General features: G+C 68.1%; 19 protein-coding genes. 2 read left to right on the top strand and 17 right to left on the bottom strand.

All coding sequences use genetic code 11. The features are described 5' to 3' along the window. Positions 1–2: 2 nt before the first annotated feature. From ybeY to hrcA, 6 genes are all read right to left on the bottom strand, one after another. Positions 3–473: an rRNA maturation RNase YbeY gene (ybeY, locus tag ITJ49_RS09365; protein ID WP_055958340.1), complete on the bottom strand. Its 471-nt coding sequence runs from the start codon at positions 471–473 to the stop codon at positions 3–5. Then, positions 470–1,495, bottom strand: coding sequence for a PhoH family protein (locus ITJ49_RS09360; protein ID WP_370544442.1), 1,026 nt, complete (start codon positions 1,493–1,495; stop codon positions 470–472). The genes ybeY and ITJ49_RS09360 overlap by 4 nt, the downstream gene beginning before the upstream one ends. Then, a complete protein-coding gene (locus ITJ49_RS09355) occupies positions 1,488–1,862 on the bottom strand; it encodes a histidine triad nucleotide-binding protein (protein WP_194604413.1) in 375 nt (124 codons plus the stop codon). Before ITJ49_RS09355 ends, ITJ49_RS09360 begins: the two co-directional genes overlap by 8 nt. Before the next feature lie 73 nt (positions 1,863–1,935). Continuing rightward, positions 1,936–2,676 (bottom strand): 16S rRNA (uracil(1498)-N(3))-methyltransferase, encoded by a 741-nt coding sequence (locus ITJ49_RS09350; RefSeq protein WP_194604410.1) that lies wholly within the window; start codon positions 2,674–2,676, stop codon positions 1,936–1,938. Positions 2,677–2,678: 2 nt separating this feature from the next. After that, on the bottom strand, positions 2,679–3,785 hold the full coding sequence (gene dnaJ / locus ITJ49_RS09345) for a molecular chaperone DnaJ (RefSeq protein WP_194604407.1): 1,107 nt from the start codon (positions 3,783–3,785) through the stop codon (positions 2,679–2,681). A 92-nt stretch (positions 3,786–3,877) separates the two neighbouring features. Further along, the gene (gene hrcA / locus ITJ49_RS09340; protein WP_194604404.1) at positions 3,878–4,909 is read right to left on the bottom strand and encodes a heat-inducible transcriptional repressor HrcA; all 1,032 of its coding nucleotides are present in this window, start codon (positions 4,907–4,909) and stop codon (positions 3,878–3,880) included. A gap of 145 nt (positions 4,910–5,054) precedes the next feature. Between hrcA and ITJ49_RS09335 the strand changes: the two genes are divergently transcribed. Further along, positions 5,055–5,468: a DUF4870 domain-containing protein gene (locus tag ITJ49_RS09335; RefSeq protein WP_194604401.1), complete on the top strand. Its 414-nt coding sequence runs from the start codon at positions 5,055–5,057 to the stop codon at positions 5,466–5,468. 244 nt (positions 5,469–5,712) lie between these two features. On the opposite strand, the gene hemW is transcribed toward ITJ49_RS09335, so the two are convergent. The 5 genes from hemW to ITJ49_RS09310 form a co-directional block, all read right to left on the bottom strand. Further along, complete coding sequence (gene hemW / locus ITJ49_RS09330) at positions 5,713–6,939, bottom strand: radical SAM family heme chaperone HemW (protein ID WP_194604398.1); 1,227 nt, start codon at positions 6,937–6,939, stop codon at positions 5,713–5,715. Positions 6,940–6,941: 2 nt separating this feature from the next. Further along, positions 6,942–7,592, bottom strand: a complete 651-nt coding sequence (locus ITJ49_RS09325; protein ID WP_055958361.1) for a DUF1990 family protein — start codon at positions 7,590–7,592, stop codon at positions 6,942–6,944. A 208-nt stretch (positions 7,593–7,800) separates the two neighbouring features. Continuing rightward, complete coding sequence (locus ITJ49_RS09320) at positions 7,801–7,959, bottom strand: hypothetical protein (RefSeq protein WP_194604395.1); 159 nt, start codon at positions 7,957–7,959, stop codon at positions 7,801–7,803. Positions 7,960–7,996: 37 nt separating this feature from the next. Then, entirely contained in the window at positions 7,997–9,847 is a 1,851-nt protein-coding gene (gene lepA, locus ITJ49_RS09315; RefSeq protein WP_194604392.1) for a translation elongation factor 4, read from the bottom strand. A gap of 122 nt (positions 9,848–9,969) precedes the next feature. Next, on the bottom strand, positions 9,970–11,109 hold the full coding sequence (locus ITJ49_RS09310; protein WP_194604389.1) for a pyridoxal phosphate-dependent aminotransferase: 1,140 nt from the start codon (positions 11,107–11,109) through the stop codon (positions 9,970–9,972). Positions 11,110–11,406: 297 nt separating this feature from the next. Here ITJ49_RS09310 and rpsT point away from each other — a divergent pair, with 297 nt between their 5' ends. Further along, positions 11,407–11,667 (top strand): 30S ribosomal protein S20, encoded by a 261-nt coding sequence (rpsT, locus tag ITJ49_RS09305; protein WP_055958372.1) that lies wholly within the window; start codon positions 11,407–11,409, stop codon positions 11,665–11,667. A 312-nt stretch (positions 11,668–11,979) separates the two neighbouring features. Here rpsT and holA read toward each other — a convergent pair whose 3' ends face one another. From holA to ITJ49_RS09275, 6 genes are all read right to left on the bottom strand, one after another. Further along, positions 11,980–13,005 carry a DNA polymerase III subunit delta gene (holA, locus tag ITJ49_RS09300; protein ID WP_194604386.1) on the bottom strand — a complete coding sequence of 342 codons (1,026 nt, stop codon included), beginning with the start codon at positions 13,003–13,005 and terminating at the stop codon, positions 11,980–11,982. Beyond that, positions 12,921–15,380 carry a ComEC/Rec2 family competence protein gene (locus ITJ49_RS09295; RefSeq protein WP_194604382.1) on the bottom strand — a complete coding sequence of 820 codons (2,460 nt, stop codon included), beginning with the start codon at positions 15,378–15,380 and terminating at the stop codon, positions 12,921–12,923. Before ITJ49_RS09295 ends, holA begins: the two co-directional genes overlap by 85 nt. A gap of 175 nt (positions 15,381–15,555) precedes the next feature. Then, positions 15,556–16,434, bottom strand: a complete 879-nt coding sequence (locus ITJ49_RS09290) for an NAD(P)-dependent oxidoreductase (protein WP_194604379.1) — start codon at positions 16,432–16,434, stop codon at positions 15,556–15,558. A gap of 91 nt (positions 16,435–16,525) precedes the next feature. After that, positions 16,526–17,206 carry a helix-hairpin-helix domain-containing protein gene (locus tag ITJ49_RS09285; protein ID WP_194604376.1) on the bottom strand — a complete coding sequence of 227 codons (681 nt, stop codon included), beginning with the start codon at positions 17,204–17,206 and terminating at the stop codon, positions 16,526–16,528. Between the two features lie 105 nt (positions 17,207–17,311). Continuing rightward, positions 17,312–19,852, bottom strand: a complete 2,541-nt coding sequence (gene leuS, locus ITJ49_RS09280; RefSeq protein ID WP_194604860.1) for a leucine--tRNA ligase — start codon at positions 19,850–19,852, stop codon at positions 17,312–17,314. Between the two features lie 115 nt (positions 19,853–19,967). Next, entirely contained in the window at positions 19,968–21,347 is a 1,380-nt protein-coding gene (locus ITJ49_RS09275; RefSeq protein WP_194604373.1) for an anthranilate synthase component I family protein, read from the bottom strand. Between the last annotated feature and the right edge of the window lie 9 nt (positions 21,348–21,356).

Genomic DNA, 21,356 nt, shown 5'->3' with positions numbered 1-21,356 from the left:
CGCTACCTCGCGGAATCGAGCTCGGCGAAGGCCGAGAGGATCTGCCCCTGGATGCCGAACATCTCGGCCTTTTCGTCGGGTTCGGCGTGGTCGAATCCGAGCAGGTGCAGGATGCCGTGGCAGGTAAGTAGCAGCATCTCGTCGAGCGTCGAGTGGCCCGCCGTCACAGCCTGGGCGGCGGCGACCTGCGGGCAGACCACGATGTCACCGAGGAGACCGGCGGGCGTCGGCTCGTCTTCGGTGCCGGGCCGGAGTTCGTCCATCGGAAAGCTCAGCACGTCGGTGGGGCCGGGCTCGTCCATCCACTGCACGTGGAGCTGCTCCATCGCTGCCTCGTCGACGAGCACGATCGCGAGCTCGGCCTCGGGATGGACGTGCATCTGGTCGAGCGCGAAGGTCGCGAGGCGAAGAATGGTCGCCTCGTCGCCCTCCAGCCCGTCGATGCCGGATTCGTTGTTGATCTCGATGCTCACTGGGCTTCTTTCGCGTGGAGTCGGGCGAGCTTCTCAGCGTCGAACTTCGTGTAGGCGTCGACGATCTTGGCGACGAGGGTGTGGCGCACCACGTCGTCGCTGGTGAGCCGAGCGAAGTGGATGTCGTCGATTTCGCCGAGCACCCGCGTGACGAGCTGCAGCCCGCTGGAGCCGGTCGGGAGGTCGACCTGGGTGATGTCGCCCGTGACCACCATCTTGGAGCCGAACCCGAGACGCGTGAGGAACATTTTCATCTGCTCGGGCGTGGTGTTTTGCGCCTCGTCGAGCACGACGAACGCGTCGTTCAGCGTGCGGCCGCGCATGTACGCGAGCGGAGCCACCTCGATGGTGCCCGCCGCCAGAAGCTTCGGCACGATCTCGGGATCCATCATCTCGCCGAGCGCGTCGTAGAGCGGTCGGAGGTAGGGATCGATCTTGTCGGTGAGGGTGCCCGGCAGGAAGCCGAGCCGCTCACCCGCCTCGACGGCGGGCCGCGTGAGGATGATGCGCGAGACTTCGCGCCGCTGCAGCGCCTGGACGGCCTTGGCCATCGCGAGGTAGGTCTTGCCGGTACCGGCCGGGCCGATGCCGAAGACGATCGTATTGTCGTCGATGGCGTCGACGTAGTCTTTCTGGCCGAGCGTCTTCGCCCGGATGCTCTTGCCCTTGTTCGTCAGGATCGTGGCGCCGAACAGCTCAGCGGGGTGACCTTTGCCGCTGTCGAGGATCTCGCCCGTGGTCGCGACCTCGGCGGGGCCGAGCTCGTGCCCCGACCGCACCATCGTCACCAGTTCGTCGACGAGGTCGCGCGCACGGCGGACGTCGTCTGCGGGGCCCTCGAGTGAGACCTCGTTGCCCCGGACCAGCACTCGCACCGACGGATACCGCTGTTCGACGGTGCGCAGCAGGCGATCCTGCGGACCGAGTAGCTGCACCATGGCCACGCCATCGATGGTGAGGTCGTCGCGAACGGTGGAACCGGTGCCGCCGGCACCGGTGGGGCTTTCGGAGCTACTAGGCAAGTGAGCCTTCCTGGAGAGTGCCCGCCATGACGTGGGCGTGAACGTGGAAAACGGTCTGACCGGCTGCTTCGCCGGTATTGAAGATCAATCGGAACTCACCCGGCGTGAATTCCCGGATGACGGCAGGATCCGCCGCCAACCTCGACGCGACGGCGACGAGCTCGGCGAGCAGCCCGGGATCGCCGGCGGCCAACTCGACCACATTCGCGTAGGCGGCGGTCTTCGGCACGACGAGGAGGTGCACGGGTGCTTTCGGCGCGATGTCTTCGAAGGCGATCACCGAATCGCTCTCGAACACGATCGTCGCCGGGATCTCTCGACGCACAATTCGCTCGAAGATCGTCGGCTCGGCTGCGGAGGTGCTCATGCCCTCATCGTAACGAAGGCGACCGACACCGGACCGGGCGGAGAAAGCGGGGCGCGGGAGCCGCGGCGCACCGTCACCAGCGCCCGAGTCGCAGACTCAGCGCGGCCAGCGCGGCCGGGCCCGCTGTCGAGGTGCGGAGCACCGAGTCGCCGAGGCGCACAGCAATGGCGCCGGCAGCCTCGAGCGCCTCGATCTCGTGCGGCGTCACGCCGCCCTCCGGGCCGACAACGATCACGACGTCGCGGGTGTCGGCCTCGTCGCCCAGATCGACGGTGGAGAGCGCAACGGTCGCCGTGGGTTCGAGCACCAGCACTCGTGCTGTCGCCGCCCGGGCCACGAGCTGGGGCGTCGTCGCCACCTCGGACACCGTCGGCTGCCACGCACGAATCGACTGCTTGGTCGCTTCGCGCACGATGGCGCGCCAGCGTGCCAGGCCCTTGGCCACCTTCGGCCCCTCCCAGCGCGAGATGCTGCGCCCCGCCGCCCAGGGCACGACCTCGTCGACCCCGAGTTCGGTGGCCGCCTGCACGGCCAGCTCGTCGCGATCGCCTTTCGCAAGCGCTTGTGCGAGCACAACACGGCGAAGCGGACCAGGATCCGCCGCCACTGTCTCGACGCGAAGCACGAGTCTGTCTCCGCTCGCCTCCTGCACGGTGCCCCCGACGACGAGCCCGCGCCCATTGCCGACACGGAGCCCCTCGCCGACCCGAACCCGGCTCACCGTGACGGCATGCCGGGCTTCGGCGCCCGTCAGCACCACGTCGGAGCCGACCGAGGTCTCGGTCAGCTCGTCGGCGAGGTAGAAGTGCGCCACGATCAGAAGTTCAGAAACCGGTCGCGGAGCTTGCCGAAGAGACCCTGCTGAAACTGCGAGAGCTGCGGCTTGTCGTGCTTGCGGCCGGAGGCGAACTTCTCGACCAGCTCGCGCTCCTTGTGGCTGAGCTTGGTCGGGGTGACCACCTGGATGCCGATCTTGAGGTCGCCACGACCTGTGCCCCGAAGCCTCGTGACACCGCGGTCTTTGATGGTGACGACGTCGGCGCTCTGCGTGCCCGGCTTGACCTCGACCGAGATGTCGCCGTCGAGCGCCTTGACCGTGGTCGTGGTGCCGAGGATGGCGTCGGCCATCTGCACCTCGAGTGTTGCCAGGAGGTCGTCGCCGTTGCGGCTGTAGACGTCGTGGTGCTTGACCTTGACCTCGAGGTAGAGGTCGCCGTTCGGGCCGCCGGCGGGGCCGACCTCACCCTGGCCGGGCATCTGCAGACGGATGCCGGTGTCGACGCCCGCAGGTACGTCTACGGGGATCGTGCGGCGGGCGCGGACGCGACCCTGAGCCTGGCAGGTCGGGCACGGGTTCGGGATGACCGTGCCGTAGCCGCGGCAGGTGCCGCAGGGGCTCGAGGTCATCACGTTGCCGAGGAGCGAGCGCACCTGGCGGTTGATCGACCCGGTGCCGTGGCAGATGTCGCAGGTCTGCGGGCTGGTACCCGGTGCGCAGCACGAGCCGTTGCAGGTCTCGCACAGCACGGCCGTGTCGACCTCGATGTCGCGCTGGACGCCGAAGATGATGTCTTCGAGGTCGACCTCGAGGCGCAGCAGGGCGTCCTGCCCACGCTCACGGCGTGACCTGGGGCCCTGGCGCTGCTGGTTTCCGCCGAAGAACGCATCGAAGATGTCACCGAAACCGGCGCCGCCGCCACCACCGGCCCCGAAGCCCGACTGCGGGCCGAGGTCGTAGCGCTCCCGCTGCTGCGGGTCGCTCAGGACGTCGTAGGCGTGCGTGACGTCTTTGAAGCGGTCCGATGCCTCGGGGCTCGGGTTGACGTCGGGGTGGAGCTCGCGTGCGAGCTTCCGGTACGCCTTCTTGATCTGTTCCGGGGTCGCGCTGCGCTCGACTCCGAGGACGTCATAGTGATCTGCCACTGGTCTCCGTCGTGCTTTCGTAAGGTGATTCGGTGAGTCTTGGGGAGGGATCCTGAAGCTCAGGATCCGACGGGAAAGGGTGCGAAATCGTCTCAGTCGTTGCCGAGAAGGCCACTCAGGTAGCGTGCCACCGCGCGGACGGCCGCCATGTTGCTTGAGTAGTCCATGCGGGTGGGGCCGAGGACGCCCAGCCGGGCCACCTCGCCACCCGACGCCGTGTAGCCGCTAGCGAGAACCGACGTCTGGCCGAGGCCGAACGAGTCGTTCTCACGTCCGATGCGCGCGATGACGTCGGCGTCGCCCGCCGGGCCGTCGCGCATCTCGCCGAAGAGTCGAAGCAGGGTGACCTGCTCTTCGATGGCTTCGAGGACGGGAAAGAGGTTGCCCGAGAAGTCGTCTTCGGTGAGCACGAGGTTCGCTGTGCCGGCCATGACCAGGCGTTCTTGCCGGCCTGCCGTCGCCTCGTCGACGAGGGCGGTGCAGACGGCCGCCACGAAGGCGGCGCGCTCGGGGCGGAACTCGGTCGGCAGCGCGGTCAGCACGGCGGCTGCCTCGGCGAGCGTCTTGCCGCCGACACGGGTGTTGAGCTTCGCGCGGAGCTCGCCGACGAAGGCCTCGTCGACCGCGATCGCCGTCTCGATGCTGCGTTGCTCGACGTGGCCGGAGTCGGTGATGAGCACCGTCATCAGGCGGGTCTCGCTGAGACGAACGAGCTCGACGTGACGAACCGTGGCTCGGGAGAACGTGGGGTATTGGACGAGCGCGACCTGGTTGGTGAGCTGCGACAGCAGCCGCACCGTGCGCGAGAGCACCTCGTCGAGATCGGACGAGTTGCCGAGGAACGTCTCGATCGCTGTGCGCTGGGCGACAGACAGCGGCCGCAGGTCGGCAAGCTGGTTGACGAATAAGCGATACCCCTTGTCGGTGGGCACTCGACCCGACGACGTGTGGGGCGCGGCGATCAGCTCTTCTTCTTCGAGCAGAGCCATGTCGTTGCGGATCGTGGCCGCGGAGACACCGAACTGGTGGCGCTCGACGATCGACTTCGAACCGACGGGCTCGCGCGACTCGACGTAGTCATGGACGATGACGCGGAGAACCTCGAGACCTCGCTCGCTGACCACGGTCGCCTCCCTCCACAAATTCGGAACGTCGCACGGCTGGCACTCGCTCCGTGAGACTGCCAATGGTACTCCACGCCCCCGACAAGCCCTGGTCGTGGGGCGGGGCGTGCCGCTAGGCTCGCTGACCGACGACGATTGGCGAGACATGACCGGCACACCTCCCCCTCCGCCCCCGACCGACGGCCCGTACGGCGGAAATCAGCCTCCCTACGGCGGCAACCAGCCGCAGCAGCCGCTCCGGCCCGAAGACGAGAAGCTCTGGGCCACGCTGATTCACGTGGGCGGCATCTTCTACTTCTTGCCGTCGCTGATCGGCTACCTGCTGTTGCGCGACCGCGGGCCCTTCATCCGCGAGCACACTCGCGTCGCCCTCAACTTCCAGCTGACGATGCTGATCGCCAGCTTCGTCGGCGGCCTCCTCTCGATCGTCGGTATCGGCCTTCTGATCGTGGGCGCCGTCTGGGTCGTCAACATCGTCTTCTCGATCATCGCCGCGCTGGCGGCCAATCGAGGCGAGTATTACCGCTACCCGCTGAGCATCGAGTTCATCAAGCCCTGAGGCGCTCTGCGAGCTGCTGCGCGTCGGCGGACCCCCGAGTGCCGCCAATTGCTGCATCGGCGCCGGCACCGGCACCGCGCGCATTGGACGGCACTCGGCAAAAGCTGCTCGGCCTGCCGCCAGCCAGGCACTGGCTAAAGCCCCGAGTGCCGTCATATGCCGGCACGGATCTTGCCGGGCGAGCATTTGGCGGCACTCGGCGAAACCGATCACCGAGCCAGGGCCGGGCGAGCAGCGGACGAGCTCAGTCGCCGAGCAGACGGCGCACGACGGCGTCGGCCAGCAGCCGACCGCGAAGCGTCAACCGGATCGTGCCCGCAAGCGCCCGCCTGCCGTCGACCAACTCGTCGGCGATGAGCCCGGCGACGGCCTTTCTGCCGGTCTCGTCGAGCTCGGAGACGAGCAGGCCGTCTCGGATCCTCGTCTTCAGCAGGACGTTCTCGACTGCACGGGTCTCGGCGTCGAGGGTCTCTCGACCGGCCGCGGGCAAGACGCCCGAGAGCACGCGCTCGGCGTAGGCGGCAGGGTGCTTGACGTTCCACCAGCGGACTCCCCCGACGTGGCTGTGAGCGCCGGGGCCGACTCCCCACCAGTCGTGGCCGCGCCAGTACGACAGATTGTGCCGGCTCGAATGCTCGTCGCCGCGCGCCCAGTTGCTGACCTCGTACCACTCGTAGCCCGCCGAGGCGAGGCGCGCGTCGGCCAACTCGTACATGTCGGCGGCCGTGTCGTCGTCGGGCTGAGCGACCTCGCCGCGCCGGATCTGCCGGGCGAGCTTCGTCCCGTCTTCGACGATGAGCGAGTACGCCGACAGGTGATCGGGCTCCTGCGCGAGGGCCTGGTCGAGCGAGCGCTCCCAGTCGCCGAGCGTCTCACCGGGCGTGCCGTAGATGAGATCGAGGCTGACGTCGAGCCCCGCGTCTCGGGCCCATTCGACGACGAGCGGGATCCTCGCCGGGTCGTGCGTGCGCTCGAGGGTCGCCAGGACGCTCGGAACAGCCGACTGCATGCCGAAGCTGACGCGCGTGAACCCGCTGTCTTTGAGCGCCCGGAGGTACTCGGCGTCGACCGAGTCGGGGTTCGCCTCGGTGGTGACCTCTGCCCCGTCTTCGAGCGACCAGGTGTCGCGCACCGCCGCGAGCATCGCCGAGAGATCGCTCGAGGGCAGCATTGTCGGTGTGCCTCCGCCGAAGAAGACCGTCGAGACGACGCGGTCGGGAAGACCGGAAGACCGAAGGATCCGGCCGGCCCCCTCGATCTCACTCACCGCCTGCCCGGCGTAATCGCTCCTCTTCACCCCGCGGAGCTCGTCGCCCGTATAGGTGTTGAAGTCGCAGTACCCGCACCGCACGCGGCAGAACGGCACGTGCAGGTAAACGCCGAAGTCGCGAGCGTCGGCCCCCTCGACGACGGATGTCGGAAGGGCACCGTCGGCGGGCGCGGGGCCGCCCAGAGGAAGAGTGCTGGGCACGCCTAGTCGCCGACCAGCACGCGGAGGTAGCGCTGGGTGAACTTGTTCTGCTGCGCGCGGAGGAACGGGGCGACGAGGCGCCACTTCCAGTTGGCGGGACGCGAGAACGCGCGAATCGTGAGCCAGACGGAGCCGTCGTCGGTCTGGTCGATGACCCACGACTCTTCGCCGCTCTCGGGGTGACCCTCGAGAGTGCCGTAGGCGAAGCCCTTGCGGGTCGGCTCGTCGATCACGTAGACCACACGCACCGGCGCGCGATTGGTGCGGCCGTAAGCCTTGATCGAAAGCGTGGCGGTTGTTCCGGCAGTCAGGAACGGCTCCCCTTCGGGCGAGAAGTGGGACTCTCCGTCGGAGGGCGAGTAGTCAGCACCTTCGAGCGGGTTGCCCTCGTCGTCAAAGGTGACGGGCGTGTATGCGCCCTCCTCGACGGTCGGCACGGAATCGACGTGGACATCGATGCCACTGCGCTCCTGCACCTTCCAGGTCATGATGGCCGACCAGGCCGCCTCGAAGCGGGCGTCGCCGTGGCCGATGCGGGTGCGGTACTCGACGGGGCGGAAGCCCTTCGGCGGGTACTGCATCAGGTCGGGGGCCTGCGTTGCCCCGACCTGCCCGTAGGTGGTCTGGGTGTCGGTGTGGGTCGCGCGGCGCATCCTTCGAGTCTAACGCCGGGCCCTGTGCTGCTCGCGCTCTGGGCCGAGTGCCGCCCTTTGCCGGATTGCGCGCGTGTGCGTCGGCATTAGGCGGCACTCGGCACCGCGCGCGACCGCACGACGCCGAATGTGCGAAAACCGCCCCTCGCGAGAGTCGCGGGGGCGGTTTTCGTACATTCGATGGGGCCGGGCCCCAGCGCTTGTGGGTTCAGCGCTTGCCGGTGACCGCCCGGACGATCCAGCCGATCACACCGATCGCAACCACGATGAGGCCGATGAACAGCAGGAACTTGACGGCGGCGCCGATGAAGCTCAGTCCGAAGAGGACGATTCCGACGATGATGAGGATGATAAAAAGAGCAGGCATGCCCCTAAGCATGCCCGCTCTCGTCGCCGGCCGCGTGCTACTTCTTCTCTTTTTTCTCCACGTCGCCCGAAAGCGCGGCGATGAACGCCTCCTGAGGAACGTCGACGCGACCGATGGTCTTCATGCGCTTCTTGCCCTCTTTCTGCTTCTCGAGCAGCTTGCGCTTGCGGCTGATGTCGCCGCCGTAGCACTTGGCGAGAACGTCTTTGCGCATGGCGCGGATCGACTCGCGAGCGATGATGCGGGCACCGATCGCGGCCTGGATCGGCACCTCGAACTGCTGGCGCGGGATGAGCTCGCGAAGGCGGCCCGTCATCAGCACGCCGTAGGCATACGCCTTATCGCGGTGGACGATCGTGGAGAAGGCGTCGACCTGTTCGCCCTGCAGAAGGATGTCGACCTTGACGAGGTCGGCCTCCTGCTCGCCGCTCGGCTCGTAGTCGAGTGAGGCGTAGCCCTGGGTCTTACTCTTCAGCGAGTCGAAGAAGTCGAAGACGATCTCGCCGAGCGGCATGTTGTAGCGCAGCTCGACCCGGTCTTCGCCGAGGTACTCCATGCCGAGCAGGGTGCCGCGGCGCGACTGGCAGAGCTCCATGATCACGCCGACGTAGTCTTTCGGCGCCAGGATCGCGGCCTTGACCATCGGCTCGGCGACCGACGAGATCTTCCCGTCGGGGAACTCCGACGGGTTGGTGACCGTGACCGTGTTTTTGTCTTCGGTGGTGACCTCGTAGACCACGCTCGGCGCAGTGGTGATGAGGTCGAGGTTGAACTCGCGCTCGAGGCGCTCCGTGATGATCTCGAGGTGCAGCAGGCCGAGGAACCCACAGCGGAACCCGAACCCGAGCGCGACAGACGTCTCGGGCTCGTAGACGAGGGCGGCGTCGGAGAGCTTGAGCTTGTCGAGCGCCTCACGGAGCACCGGGTAGTCGCTGCCGTCGATCGGGTAGAGACCGGAGAACACCATCGGCAGCGGCTCGGTGTAGCCGGCGAGGGCCTCGGTCGCGGGCTTCGCAGCGGTGGTGACCGTGTCGCCGACCTTCGACTGGCGAACGTCTTTCACGCCGGTGATCAGATAGCCGACCTCGCCCACGCTGAGGCCCTTCGACGAGATGGGCTCGGGCGACGAGACACCGATCTCGAGGATGTCGTGCACCGCACGGGTGGACATCATCTGGATCTTCTCGCGCGGCGACAGGGTGCCGTCGATCATGCGCACGTAGGTGATGACGCCGCGGTAACTGTCGTAGACCGAGTCGAAGATCATGGCGCGGGCCGGAGCGTCTTTGACACCCTTCGGCGCGGGGATGCGGTTGACAACGACGTCGAGGAGCTCTTCGACTCCGACACCGGTCTTGCCGCTCACGCGCAGCACGTCTTTCGGGTCGCCGCCGATCAGCTGCGCCAACTCGGCCGCGTACTTGTCGGGGTCGGCGGCCGGCAGGTCGATCTTGTTGAGCACCGGGATGATCTCGAGGTCGTTCTCAAGAGCGAGGTACAGGTTGGCGAGCGTCTGGGCTTCGATGCCCTGAGCCGCGTCGACGAGCAGGATCGCGCCCTCGCAGGCGGCGAGCGACCGGGAGACCTCGTAGCTGAAGTCGACGTGCCCCGGAGTGTCGATCATGTTGAGCGCATACGTCTTGCCGTCAAGCGCCCACGGCATGCGCACGGCCTGACTCTTGATCGTGATGCCGCGCTCTCGCTCGATGTCCATCCGGTCGAGGTATTGAGCGCGCATGGCGCGGTCTTCGACGACGCCCGTGATGCCAAGCATGCGGTCGGCGAGAGTCGACTTGCCATGGTCGATGTGCGCGATGATGCAGAAGTTGCGGATCGCATCGGGCGCGGTCGACTTCGGCTCGAGGGCGGTGACGGCTTTGGGGCTCACGGAGACTCTCTGATTGCAGACGGGAGTGCGGTCCGTCGATTCTCCCACGGACCGGCGACGGTGCGGTTCGTCGGCGCCGGGTCGGATCCTTCGTTTCTGTTCTGTGGGGCTGGAGACGAGCGTCAGGGCGCGGGAAGCGCCGAGAGCCCGCGAGTGAGGGCTTCGGCAGGTGAGGCGAGGCTGATGCGGATCCAGCCCTCCCCCGTGCGGCCGAATGCGCTGCCCGGTGCGACGGCGACGCGGTGACTCAGCAGGAAGTCTTCGGCCCAGGTCGCTACGTCGCCGCGCGAGGCGTGGGAGACGTCGATCCAGAGGTAGAAGGCGCCCTCCGGGTCGAGGTAGGTGAGACCGCGCTCGTCGAGAAGGCTGCGAGCCAGGTCGAGGTTCTCGCGATAGTGCTCGCGAGCGTCGGCCACCGGCTGGTTGTCGCCGGTCACGGCGGCGAGGGCGGCGTACTGGTCGGGCTCGGCGACGCAGCTGATCTGTGCCTCCTGCACCGTGCGCATCGTGTCGGCGAGACCCTTCGGCGTGACGAGATACCCCACGCGCACGCCCGTCATCGCGTACGTCTTACTGAGCGAGAACACGCTGAACACTCGATCGTCGTCGTCGAGGGCGGCAAGACTGACGTGCTTCGGCCCGTAGGTAAAGTATTCGTAGACCTCGTCGCTGATCACCCAGAGGTCGTGGCGTTTCGCAAAATCAAGGATCCGTCGGAGCGTCGCTTCACCGAACACCACCCCGAGCGGATTCGACGGGGAATTGACGATGATCGCCCGCGTTCGATCGGTCACGAGGTGCTCGAGCGCCTCCAGGTCGGGCTGGAACTCCGCCTCGGGAGCGAGCTGGTACGGCACGGCGCGGGCGTCGAGCATGTGGGCGTTCATGGTGAAGGTCGTGTAGCCGGGATCGGGGACGAGGATCTCGGATCCTGGGCTGAGGACGAGCCCCATCGCCTGGTGCAGCGCCTGCGTGGCACCCACCGTCACCCACACCTGCTCGACATCGGCCTGGATCTGGTTCTCGCGTGCGAGCTTCGCCACGAGGGCCTCGCGAAGGGGCGTGATGCCGCCGTTCGGCGTGTAGCCCGTGCGGTCTTCGGCCCAGGCGCGGCGGGCGGCGTCGATGATGTGGCGGGCCACCGGGACGTCGGGCTCGCCGACCACGAGCATCGTGACGTCGTCGAGCTTCATCGCGATCTCGAAGACGCGACGGATTCCGGAGCCCGGCACGGACTCGATGTGCGGAGCGAGGGAAGGCATGCTGGGACGCTACTACGGGGATGTTTCCTGCTTGCTTCGTGCGTCTTGGTGCCGAATCCGTCGGCAACACGCGCCTCTGCCCTGCATTGTGGGCGGAGGGACCCCCTGGTAGTGTTGATTTTTGGCTTCCGCTGCCGCTTCCCCGCTGCGCAGCGAATCGCAGCCACCGTTCATCTGGTCAGTGTCTTTCGACATCGTGCCGGGCGGACATCGCGCTACCGCGAGCAGAACTTCCCTCTAAAGGTCTGGTCGGCTGCGTACAACAACTACAACTCACTCAGACGAAGGGTCACCACCGTGGCAAACATCAAGTCGCAGATCAAGCGCATCGGCACCAACAAGAAGGCCCAGGAGCGCAACAAGGCCGTCAAGAGCGGCCTCAAGACCGCCCTCCGCTCCACGCACACCGCCATCGCCGCCGGCGACAAGGCTGCTGCGACCGCTGCTCTCGTCGTCGCGTCGAAGAAGCTCGACAAGGCCGTCAGCAAGGGTGTCATCCACCAGAACCAGGCTGCGAACCGCAAGTCGGCCATCGCCAAGCAGGTCAGCGCGCTTTAAGCCGCGTCTTTCGGGCGGCTCTCGCCCGGAGCGTCGCGCTCGTACGAAGGCCCCGCTCTCCCACTGGGAGGCGGGGCCTTCGTCGTGTGCGCCGCGGGTGGGTGCTCGTCGCGCGCCAGATGGCCTGATCTACGCCGTTGTGGGGCGTTTCGACGTCGATTCGGCCATCTCGCGCAGCGACGCCGGCCCCGGCCCCGGGTAGGCCAGCCCCCGCGAGATCGCACTCGTGGTCGAGTGCACCCGACCACAACTGCGATCTCCGCGATCGGCAGGCACCTCTAACGCGCGGCCGTCGCCGAATTGGCGCGAGCCTCAGCGCAGGTCGCCCCGACGACTGATCACGCTGACCATGCGTTCGAGCGCATAGACGGCATCGCGTTCGGCGCCTTTGACCGCGGCGTCGGTCGTGGCCAGGAGGTCGATGGCGTTGCCGAGCCCCTCGTCAGACCAGGAGCTGACGTCGCGCTGTGCTTTCTGCACCTGCCACGGAGCCATACCGAAGCGCGAGGCGAGCTCGCCGGACGACGCGCGACTACCGCTCACCTTCGCCATCGTGCGTAGCTTGTTGGCGAACGCGGCCACGATCGGCACCGGATCTTGGCCGGACGCGAGGGCGTGACGGAGCAGGATCAGCGCCTCGCCGTGCCGGCCCGCGATCGCCGAGTCGGCGACCTTGAACGCGGTGGTCTCGACCCGGCCCGCGTAGTATTTCTCGACGGTGGCCTCGGTGATCTGCGCGTCGCCGTCGGCAAGTAGCTGTTGGCATGCGGCGGCCAGCTCGGCGAGGTCGTCTTGGAAGGCCTGCACGAGTGCCCGAAGTGCGCCCGCGCTGACCCGACGGCCCTCGGCCGCGAACTCGGCGGCGGCGAAGTCGAGCTTCTCGGTGTCTTTCTTCAGTTCGAGGCAGATGACCTCGATCGCACCCCCGGCTCCTCCGCGAAGCGCGTCGAGCAGTTTCTTGCCCCGGACTCCCCCGCCGTGTCGCAGCACAAGATAGGTGTCGTCGGCGGGGTTCTCGATGTAGTCGAGCGTTTCGAGCAGAAAGGCGTCGGTGCATTTCTCGACGTTCGAGACGCGGATGAGGCGGGGTTCGGCGAATAACGACGGGCTCGCCACCGTGAGCAGCTGCCCCGGTGCGTAGTGGTCGGCCTCGATGTCGTTGATCTCGAGCCGTGGGTCTTCGGCCACGAGCTGGTCGCGGAGCTGCCTGATCGACCGGTCGGCCAAGAACTGCTCGGGCCCCGAGACGAGGATCACTCGCGCAGGCCGGATTCCGTGCCACGGCAACTGCTCGATCTTGGCCTTCGCGGTGGTGGCCTTGCCCGTCGCGCGCGCCATTTTCGTCCTTCGCTCAGCCCCGCCGCCCCGACCGGGTTCGGCTCGTCGTCAAGCCTAGGGGCACCCGCCGACGCCGGGCGCGCCCCGCTCTGCCACAGCGAGATACGGCCATCGGCGGTTCCCGTCAGGGCCACCGTCCCGTCACGGTCTGACCGGACGACCCTCGCCCCGGTTCGCTCGAGAAGGCGAACCGTCGCGGGTACGGGGTGCCCGTAGGTGTTGCCGGCTCCGACTCCGATGAGCGCGACCCGAGCTCCGAGCGAACGGTACAGCTCGGGGCTCTGGTCGCGCGATCCGTGATGCGACACTTTCACGACGTCGACCGGACCGACGCCGAGACCGCGCCCGAGCAGGCGACGCTGGGCGGTCTCGTCGAGGTCGCCGAGGAGGACGGCAGACAGGCAGGATCCGGCACACCCGACCCGGGGCTCCACCCGCAGGGCCACGCTGGCCCCGTTACCCGCCTCCGTCTTCTCAGGGGGCCAGAGCACCTCGAGCGACAGATCGCCTAGGTCGAGCGACTCTTTCGGCCGAGCGTCGATCACGGTGGCTCCACCGCGGCGAAGAGTCGCAACGAGCCGTTCATCACGCGGCCCATCAGCCGGGCCGACGAGCAGAGACTGGACGCGGCCGGTGAGCGATGTGGCGGCCCCGACGTGGTCGGCGTCGAAGTGCGTGAGGACGAGCAGATCCAACCGCTCGATCGCCAGGAGGTCGAGACACGACCGCAAAAGCGTGGCGTCGTCGCCGGTGTCAATCAGCGCGACGTGCCCCGCCGACCGAAGCAGCACCGCGTCGCCCTGACCGACGTCGCACTGTGCGATCTGCCAGTCGGGAGGCAGGGTGGCGCGTCGCCCGAGTGTGCCGCCAGCCGCGACGGCGCAGAGCGGCAGCAGGAGGCCCGCCAGCACGAGCGTGGTGACGAGCCGGCTCCGGCGGCGCGACGGCAGCAGAATCGCCACACCCGCGAGTGCGGTCGCTACGACGCAGACCCCGGTGGCAAGAAGGGAACCGTCGGTCTCCAGCCTCATCGACGGGAGCGCGGCGGCGCCGCGGGCGACGAGGGCGATCCATGAGGCGGGGGCCCACGCGGCCGCGGCAGCGACGCCCGCGCCGAACGGCCACACCGGCCCCAGGAGGCAGGCCATCAGGCCGAGCACGGTGGCGAGCGGTGCCGCAGGATCCGCGAGCACGTTCGCCGGCACCCCCAGAACGGCGATGCCCGGGTCGAGGCTCAGCAGCAGCGGTTGCACTGCGGCCTGTGCGGCAACCGGCACCGCGAGGGCAAGGGCCAGCGGCTCGGGTATCACCCGCGCCAGGAGCGCAACGAGCGGCCTCGTGAGCACGACGAGCCCCGCGGTGGCGAGAACGGAGAGCGCGAAGGCGTACGACCGGGCCAGCCACGGGTCGGTGACGAGGAGGATCACGACCGCGAGCGAGACGAGTGGCAGACCGCGCACGGGGCGACCCGCGGCCTGAGCGACCAGAGCGAGAACGGCCATCACGGCGGCGCGGACGACGCTGGGCTCGGGGGTGACCAGCACGACGAAGCCGGCGAGGACGACGATGGCGAGTGACGACACCAGGATCCTCGGCGCTCTGAGAAAGGCCCCGATCGCGAGGATCAGCGCGACGAGCACGGCGCAGTTCGCTCCGCTGACGGCGGTGAGATGTGCCAGCGACGAGGCTTTCATCGCGGCGTCGAGGCCTTCGTCGACGCGGGAAGTATCGCCGATCGTGAGGCCCGGCAGCAGGTCTCCGCCGTCGCCGGTGAGGCCCTGGGATGTGCGAGCGAACGACTCCCGCAGGGTGGCCGCGACGGCGTGGACGCCGGTGGCGCGCGACATGACCTCGATGTCGCCGGCGGGTCGAAGCAGAAAGGCGACGCTGCCGCCCGGATCGGCCGCGCCGAGACGCCCGGTGAGTAACACGCGGTCGTCCGCGCCGGGTAAGCGCTCGGCCTCCAGCCCCAGCACGAGCATCGGCACGTTCGCTCCCGACACGACCGGCACACCCCGTGCGTGCACCTCGGTGACCGCCAGCGCCACCCGGTCTGCGGTGGGCACTCCGACGACCCGGCCGGTCACCTCGACCGTGGCCGATCGGTCGGCCAGTGCGACCAGTCGTTCTGGGGCGCGGGCGGGTGTCTGGAGCACCGCGATCGCGGCCAGGAGGGCGACGACCAGCAGCGCCAGCGACACCGACGCGAGCGTCGAACGCCATCGCCGGGCGACCAGAGCGCAGGATCCGAGCGCCGCCACCCCGACTCCCCCACAGACCGCTGCAGTGGGCCCCAGCGCGCCCGGCTGAGGCAGCACTCCCGCCAGGGCCGCCCAGCCCAGCGCTGCCGGGGCGCCCAACCGCACGTCGATCACGGCGCAGCCCTGCTCCAGCCGCGGGCAGCGGAGGGTGGGCTACGTCGGGCGGAGCAGTCGTGTGCGGAGGGCATGCCTCGACGGTAGAGAAGGCGACGACGAGCGCGACAAGCCCGCGAGCTTTACGTGGATAAGTCGTTGTCGGGTCGGCCTGTGGAGACCGTGTCGGCGATTCTTAGAGCGCGTGCCCCTGCTCGTCGAGGTAGTCACGCCATGACCGAGTGGGATTCCAGCCGAGCAGTCGGCGGGCCTTGGCGATCGAAATACCGGAGGCGTCGACTCGGTCGAGGGGGCGCAGCTCGATCTGGTCTCCGTAGTGCTCGTGGAGAAGCGCAGCGAAGTCGTGCCCGCCCGCATTGTCGGGAGAGGCGATGTAGAACACCTCATGGCCGGGAAGATCGGACTCGGCCGACAGGACGAGGGCGTCGGCGAGGTCGTAGACGTCGATGTAGCTCCACAGATTCGCGCTGAGGTTCGAGGGGTCTCGCACCTGCTTGCCGAGGTTCTCCTCGTAATTGTCTTCGTTGTGCACCGTGCTCGGCCGGATCGAGATCGCGCGAATGTCGGAGCGGCGCACTGCAGCATCCATGAGCTGCTCACCGAACGACTTCGACAGAGCATAAGGATCCTGCGGGTACAGCGGGTGGTCTTCGTCGACGGGCGCATAGTCGGGCAAGAAGGGCCGCTCCGGAAAGAAGTTGCCGACGATGCTCTCGCTCGACACGTTGACGAAACGCGTGACACCGAAGCGGACGGCCGCCTCGATCAGGTTGAACGTCGACATGAGGTTGGTCTGGAAGACGACATGCGGCGGGTTGCCGGTCGGCTGCGGGATGGCCGCAACGTGGACGACCACATCGGCCCCGTCGACGACCGCGTACGCGGAGCCGGCGTCGGTGAGGTCGGCCATCATGTAGCGCCCCGGTACGGTGACGCCGGCGTCGAACACCGGACGCACCAGATCGACTCCGAGCACATCGTGACCGGCGGCGACGAACGCCTCGACCGCGGCCCGACCGACTTTGCCGCGGGATCCTGTGACGACGACCTTCATGGTGTTCTCCCTCGAACCGGTATCCGGCACTTCGATCGAATCCGAGCGACACGACACAGACGAACTTACTCAGGGTCGGGTGAAAGCGCCGTCACCGCACCACCACCCCGTCGCGAAGCTTCTCGAGTTTCTTCTCGCCGATGCCCGTGACGTCGAGGAGGTCGTCGACCGACTCGAAGCGGCCGTGCTCGTCACGCCACGCGATTATCGCGGCCGCGGTCGCTGGACCCACCCCGGTGAGGGTCTCCAGGGCGGCCTCATCGGCGGTATTCAGGTCGACGAGCGCGGTGCCGGTGCCCGAAGCCGGGCTGTCGGATCCTGCGGGAGGAAGAGGAGGCGGTGACTCGCCCACCCGCGGAACGACGATCTGCTCGCCGTCGGTGACGGTACGGGCGAGGTTCAGAGCGGCCTGGTCGGCGTCGTTCTGGAAGCCGCCGGCAGCGGCGACAACGTCGACGGCCCGTGCCGTGCTCGGTACCTCGTAGAGCCCGGGTTTGCGGACTCGGCCGAGGATGTGAACGAAGACGGTCGGCCCGGCCGGAGCAGAGGCAGAGGCGGTGGAGCGGCTCGTGGCGGCAGTCGAGCCGGATGTGAGGGGGACGTCGGAGACAGCTGCGCCGCCCGACCTCAACGCCGAGACTACGACGAGCACTCCGAAGAGGACGAGGGCTGCGACGACCGCCGCGCCGACGCCGATTCGCCAGCGCGGCGCGGAACCGGGCTCGCGGAAGTCGGGTGGGCGGGGCTCAGGTGTGCGGCGCTCAGTGGACATCCCCCGACGCTAGGGATGCAGGCCGCACGCGATACGCATGAGGGGCCGCCCTGTGGACAGGACGGCCCCGCGCCCGCTCTGGGGAGGCGTGGTTCGCGCGAACAGTCAGCGAACGGCGATATTCACCACGCGCGGCGCACGGACGATCACGTTCACGATCTCCTTGTCGCCGACGGCACGAATGACGGCCTCAGAGGCGCGGGCGAGCTTCTCGAGCTCGTCGGAGGCGATCTTCGGCGACACCTCGATGCGGTCGCGCACCTTGCCGTTGACCTGGATGATGGCCGTGATGCTCGTCTCGACGAGGAGGGTCGGGTCGGCCTTGCGCCAGCCGAAGGTGGCGACGTCGGAGTCATAGCCGAGCATCTCCCACATCTCAGATGCCACGAACGGCGAGAAGAGCGACAGGGCGAGCGCCACGGTCTCGGTGGCCTCGCGAACAGCCGGGTCGGCTGCCCCCGCGCCGGAGTCAACGACCTTGCGGATCGCGTTGACGAGCTCCATCAGGCGCGCGACGACGACGTTGAACTTGAAGGCCTCGACGAGACCGGGTGACTCCGAGAGGAAGCGGTGTGTCACCCGGCGGAGGTTCTGATCGCCCTCGGACCACACGGCGTCCGGGGCCGAGGTCACGTCTTTCGCGAGGCGGTAGGCGCGCGCAAGAAACTTCGCGGCACCGGCCGGCGACACGTCTTCCCAGTTGATGTCGTCTTCGGGCGGGCCGGCAAAGGCCATCGTCAGCCGGATCGCGTCGACGCCGTGGAGAGCGAGTTCGTCGGAGAGGTTGACCCCGCCCTTCGACTTCGACATCTTCGCGCCGCCCGACAGCACCATGCCCTGGTTCAGCAGGGCGCTGAAGGGCTCGGTGAATCCGACGTAGCCGAGGTCGAACAGGACCTTGGTGATGAAACGCGCGTAGAGCAGGTGCAGAATCGCGTGCTCGACTCCACCGACGTACTGGTCGACGGGGGCCCACTTGTCGGCCTCCTTCGGGTCGAACGCCTTGTCGGGGTCGTTCGGGTTGAGGTAGCGCAGGTAGTACCACGACGAGTCGACGAAGGTGTCCATCGTGTCGGGGTCTCGGAGGGCGTCGGAGCCGTCGCGGGGATCTTTCACGGAGACCCAGTCGGTGGCGGCGCCGAGGGGCGACTGGCCCTTCGGCTTCAGGTCGAGACCCTCGGTGGACGGCAGCTCGACAGGGAGCTGGTCGTACGGCACAGGAACCTCGGTGCCGTCGGCGCCGTGGATGATCGGGATGGGGGTGCCCCAGAAACGCTGGCGCGAGATGAGCCAGTCGCGCAGGCGGTACGTCTTCGCGGCGCGGCCGTCTCCCGACGTCTCGAGCGCCTCGATGATCTTCTTGATGCCGGTCGACTTCGACAAGCCGGTGAAGACACCCGAGTTGAGCAGGCGGCCCTCGCCGGTCAGCGCCTCGCCGGTCTCGGCGGGGTTGGACGGCTCGAGGTCGTCGGGCAGGATCGCCAGACCGTTCTCGTCGAGCTCGAGAGCCGGGATCACACCGGTGACGGGCGCGTTCACGTCAACGACCACCCGAACGGGCAGGTCGTACTTGAGCGCGAAGTCGAGGTCGCGCTGATCGTGCGCGGGCACGGCCATGACGGCGCCGTGACCGTAGTCGGGCAGCACGTAGTCGGCGGCCCAGACCGGGATCCGCTCCCCCGTGATCGGGTTCTTCGCGTACCGGCCGAGGAACACGCCGTTCTTCGGGCGGTCGGCCGTCATCCGCTCGATCTCGCTGGACTTCTGCACCTCGGTGAGGAAGTCCTGGAACACCGCGCGAATCTGCGCGTCGTCTTGCCCCGCGACGAGCTCGGCGGCGAGGTCGGACTCGGGGGCGACCACCATGAACGTCACGCCGAACAGGGTGTCGGGGCGCGTCGTGAAGACCGTGATCTTCTCGGAGCGACCCTCGACGACGAAGTCGACGTCGGCGCCGGTCGAGCGGCCGATCCAGTTGCGCTGCATGGCCAGCACCTTCGACGGCCAGCGGCCCTCGAGCTGGTTGAGGTCGTCGAGAAGCCGGTCGGCGTAGTCGGTGATCTTGAAGTACCACTGCGTGAGCTTCTTCTTGACCACGACGGCACCCGAGCGGTCGGAGGTGCCGTCGGCCAGCACCTGCTCGTTCGCGAGAACTGTCTGGTCGACCGGATCCCAGTTGACCCAGCTGTCTTTGCGGTACGCGAGGCCCTTCTCGTACATCTTCAGGAACAGCCACTGGTTCCACTTGTAGTACTCGGGGTCGGAGGTGTGGATCTCGCGGGTCCAGTCGACCGAGACACCGTACGCCTTCATCGCGGCACGCTGCTGGTCGATGTTCGCGTAGGTCCACTCGCGCGGGTCGGTGCCGCGCTTGATGGCGGCGTTCTCGGCGGGGAGGCCGAACGAATCCCAGCCGACGGGGTGCAGCACCTGGAAGCCCTGCTGCCACCAGTAGCGGGCGACCACGTCGCCGAACGCGAAGGCCTCGGCGTGACCCATGTGCAGGTCGCCGGAGGGGTACGAGAACATGTCCATCACGTACTTGCGCGGGCGCTTGTCGCCAGCGTCGCTGACCGTGAAGGGTTGGCGTTCCTCCCAGATGGCCTGCCACTTCGTCTGAAGGCTCGCGAAGTCGTAGCCGCCCACTCCGAACTGGTCGTCGTGGGGTGCGCTGTTCTGGTCGTGCTCGTGTGCCACTGAGGTTCTCGCTTCAGGTCTTGGGGGCAGGGCTGCAAGGCGGTTGCAGGCCCGACGATCTAGATTAGCGACTCGCCGCGCCGAGCACCTGCAGCAGCGGGGCGGCCTTGGCGTGCACCTCGGTCAGCTCGTCGGTCGGCACCGATCCCTCGGTGATGCCGGCACCGACGCCGACGCGCGCGGTGCCCGAGGCGAGATCGAGCGCGATCGAGCGGATCACGACGGCGAGATCGGTGGTGCCGTCGTAGCCGAATCGGCCGACGACGCCCGAATACACCCCGCGGGGATGCCCCTCGAACGACTGCAGCAGCGCCACCGAGCTGTGCTTCGGAGCGCCGGTCATCGATCCGGGCGGAAACGTCGCGCGCAGCACATCCACGCAGCTCAGCCCCCGACGCACGCGGCCCGTGACCGTGCTGACCAGTTGGTGCACGTGCTCGTACGAGCGCACCGCGAACAGCTCCGGCACCTCGACCGAACCCGGCTCGCACACCCGCCCGAGGTCGTTCCGCATCAGGTCGACGATCATGAGGTTCTCGGCGCGCTCCTTCGCGTTGCCACGGAGCTCTGCCGCGCTCTCGGCATCGACCTCGGGGTCGGAGTCGCGGATCCTCGTTCCTTTGATCGGTGACGTCGACACTCGCCCGTCAGTGTCGATTTGCAGGAACGACTCCGGGCTCGCCCCGATCAGCGCGAGTTCGCCGATGCGGACGAACGATGCTCGTGGTGCCGGTGAATGCCGCCGCAGAAGAGCGTAGAGATCGAGGTCGACCGCCACGGTCGGCACCGAGACGGCGGTCGTTAGGCAGAGCACGAACGCGTCACCCTCGTGAATTGTGGCCCGACACCTATCCACCAGCTCGACGTACCCGGCGTCGTCGTCGCGCCACACCGGGTCAGCGGGTCGAGCCGTGTCGGGAGACCCGAGCGCAGGATCCGGGGCTGCCGCCACCGGGTCACCATTCCACCAGCCGATCAGCGCTTCGACCCAGTCGGCGTGATCGCCCCGGGTCACCAGCTCGACGGTGCCCCGCACGTGGTCGAAGACGAGGGCCCGATCGATTTCGAGCAGCGCGAGATCGGGGTGGGCGTCGTCGGCGAGGGCCGCCGCCCACGCCGGGTCTCCCGGCGCCAGGAGCTCGGCCGCCACGCCGTAGCCGACGAGGCCCCACCAGCCGAGGGGCGCTTCCGCCATGCTGGTCCCCGCGGCGAGGGCGGTGTCGAGATCGCGGAGGGCGCCCGCGACGGCGCCGGGCTCGGAGGCGTGGGCGAGGATCCTGCGGTCTCCCCAGCCGACCAGAGTCGTCGTCGGATGTCCGGCCAGAGGCAGGCCACCCGCCGGGTCGCTCGCGGCTCCGGCGTCGAGCCACACGACCTCGCCGGAGTCGCCGAAGCGCCTGACCACCGTCTCGGCGGCGATCCAGCCGGGAAGCAACTGCCGCATAGGGTTGAT

Source organism: Frondihabitans sp. VKM Ac-2883 (genome assembly GCF_015350875.1).
Classification (GTDB): Bacteria; Actinomycetota; Actinomycetes; order Actinomycetales; family Microbacteriaceae; genus Frondihabitans.
The sequence above is the reverse complement of the archived record's forward strand: the minus strand, read 5'-3'. Positions and strand labels throughout refer to the sequence as shown.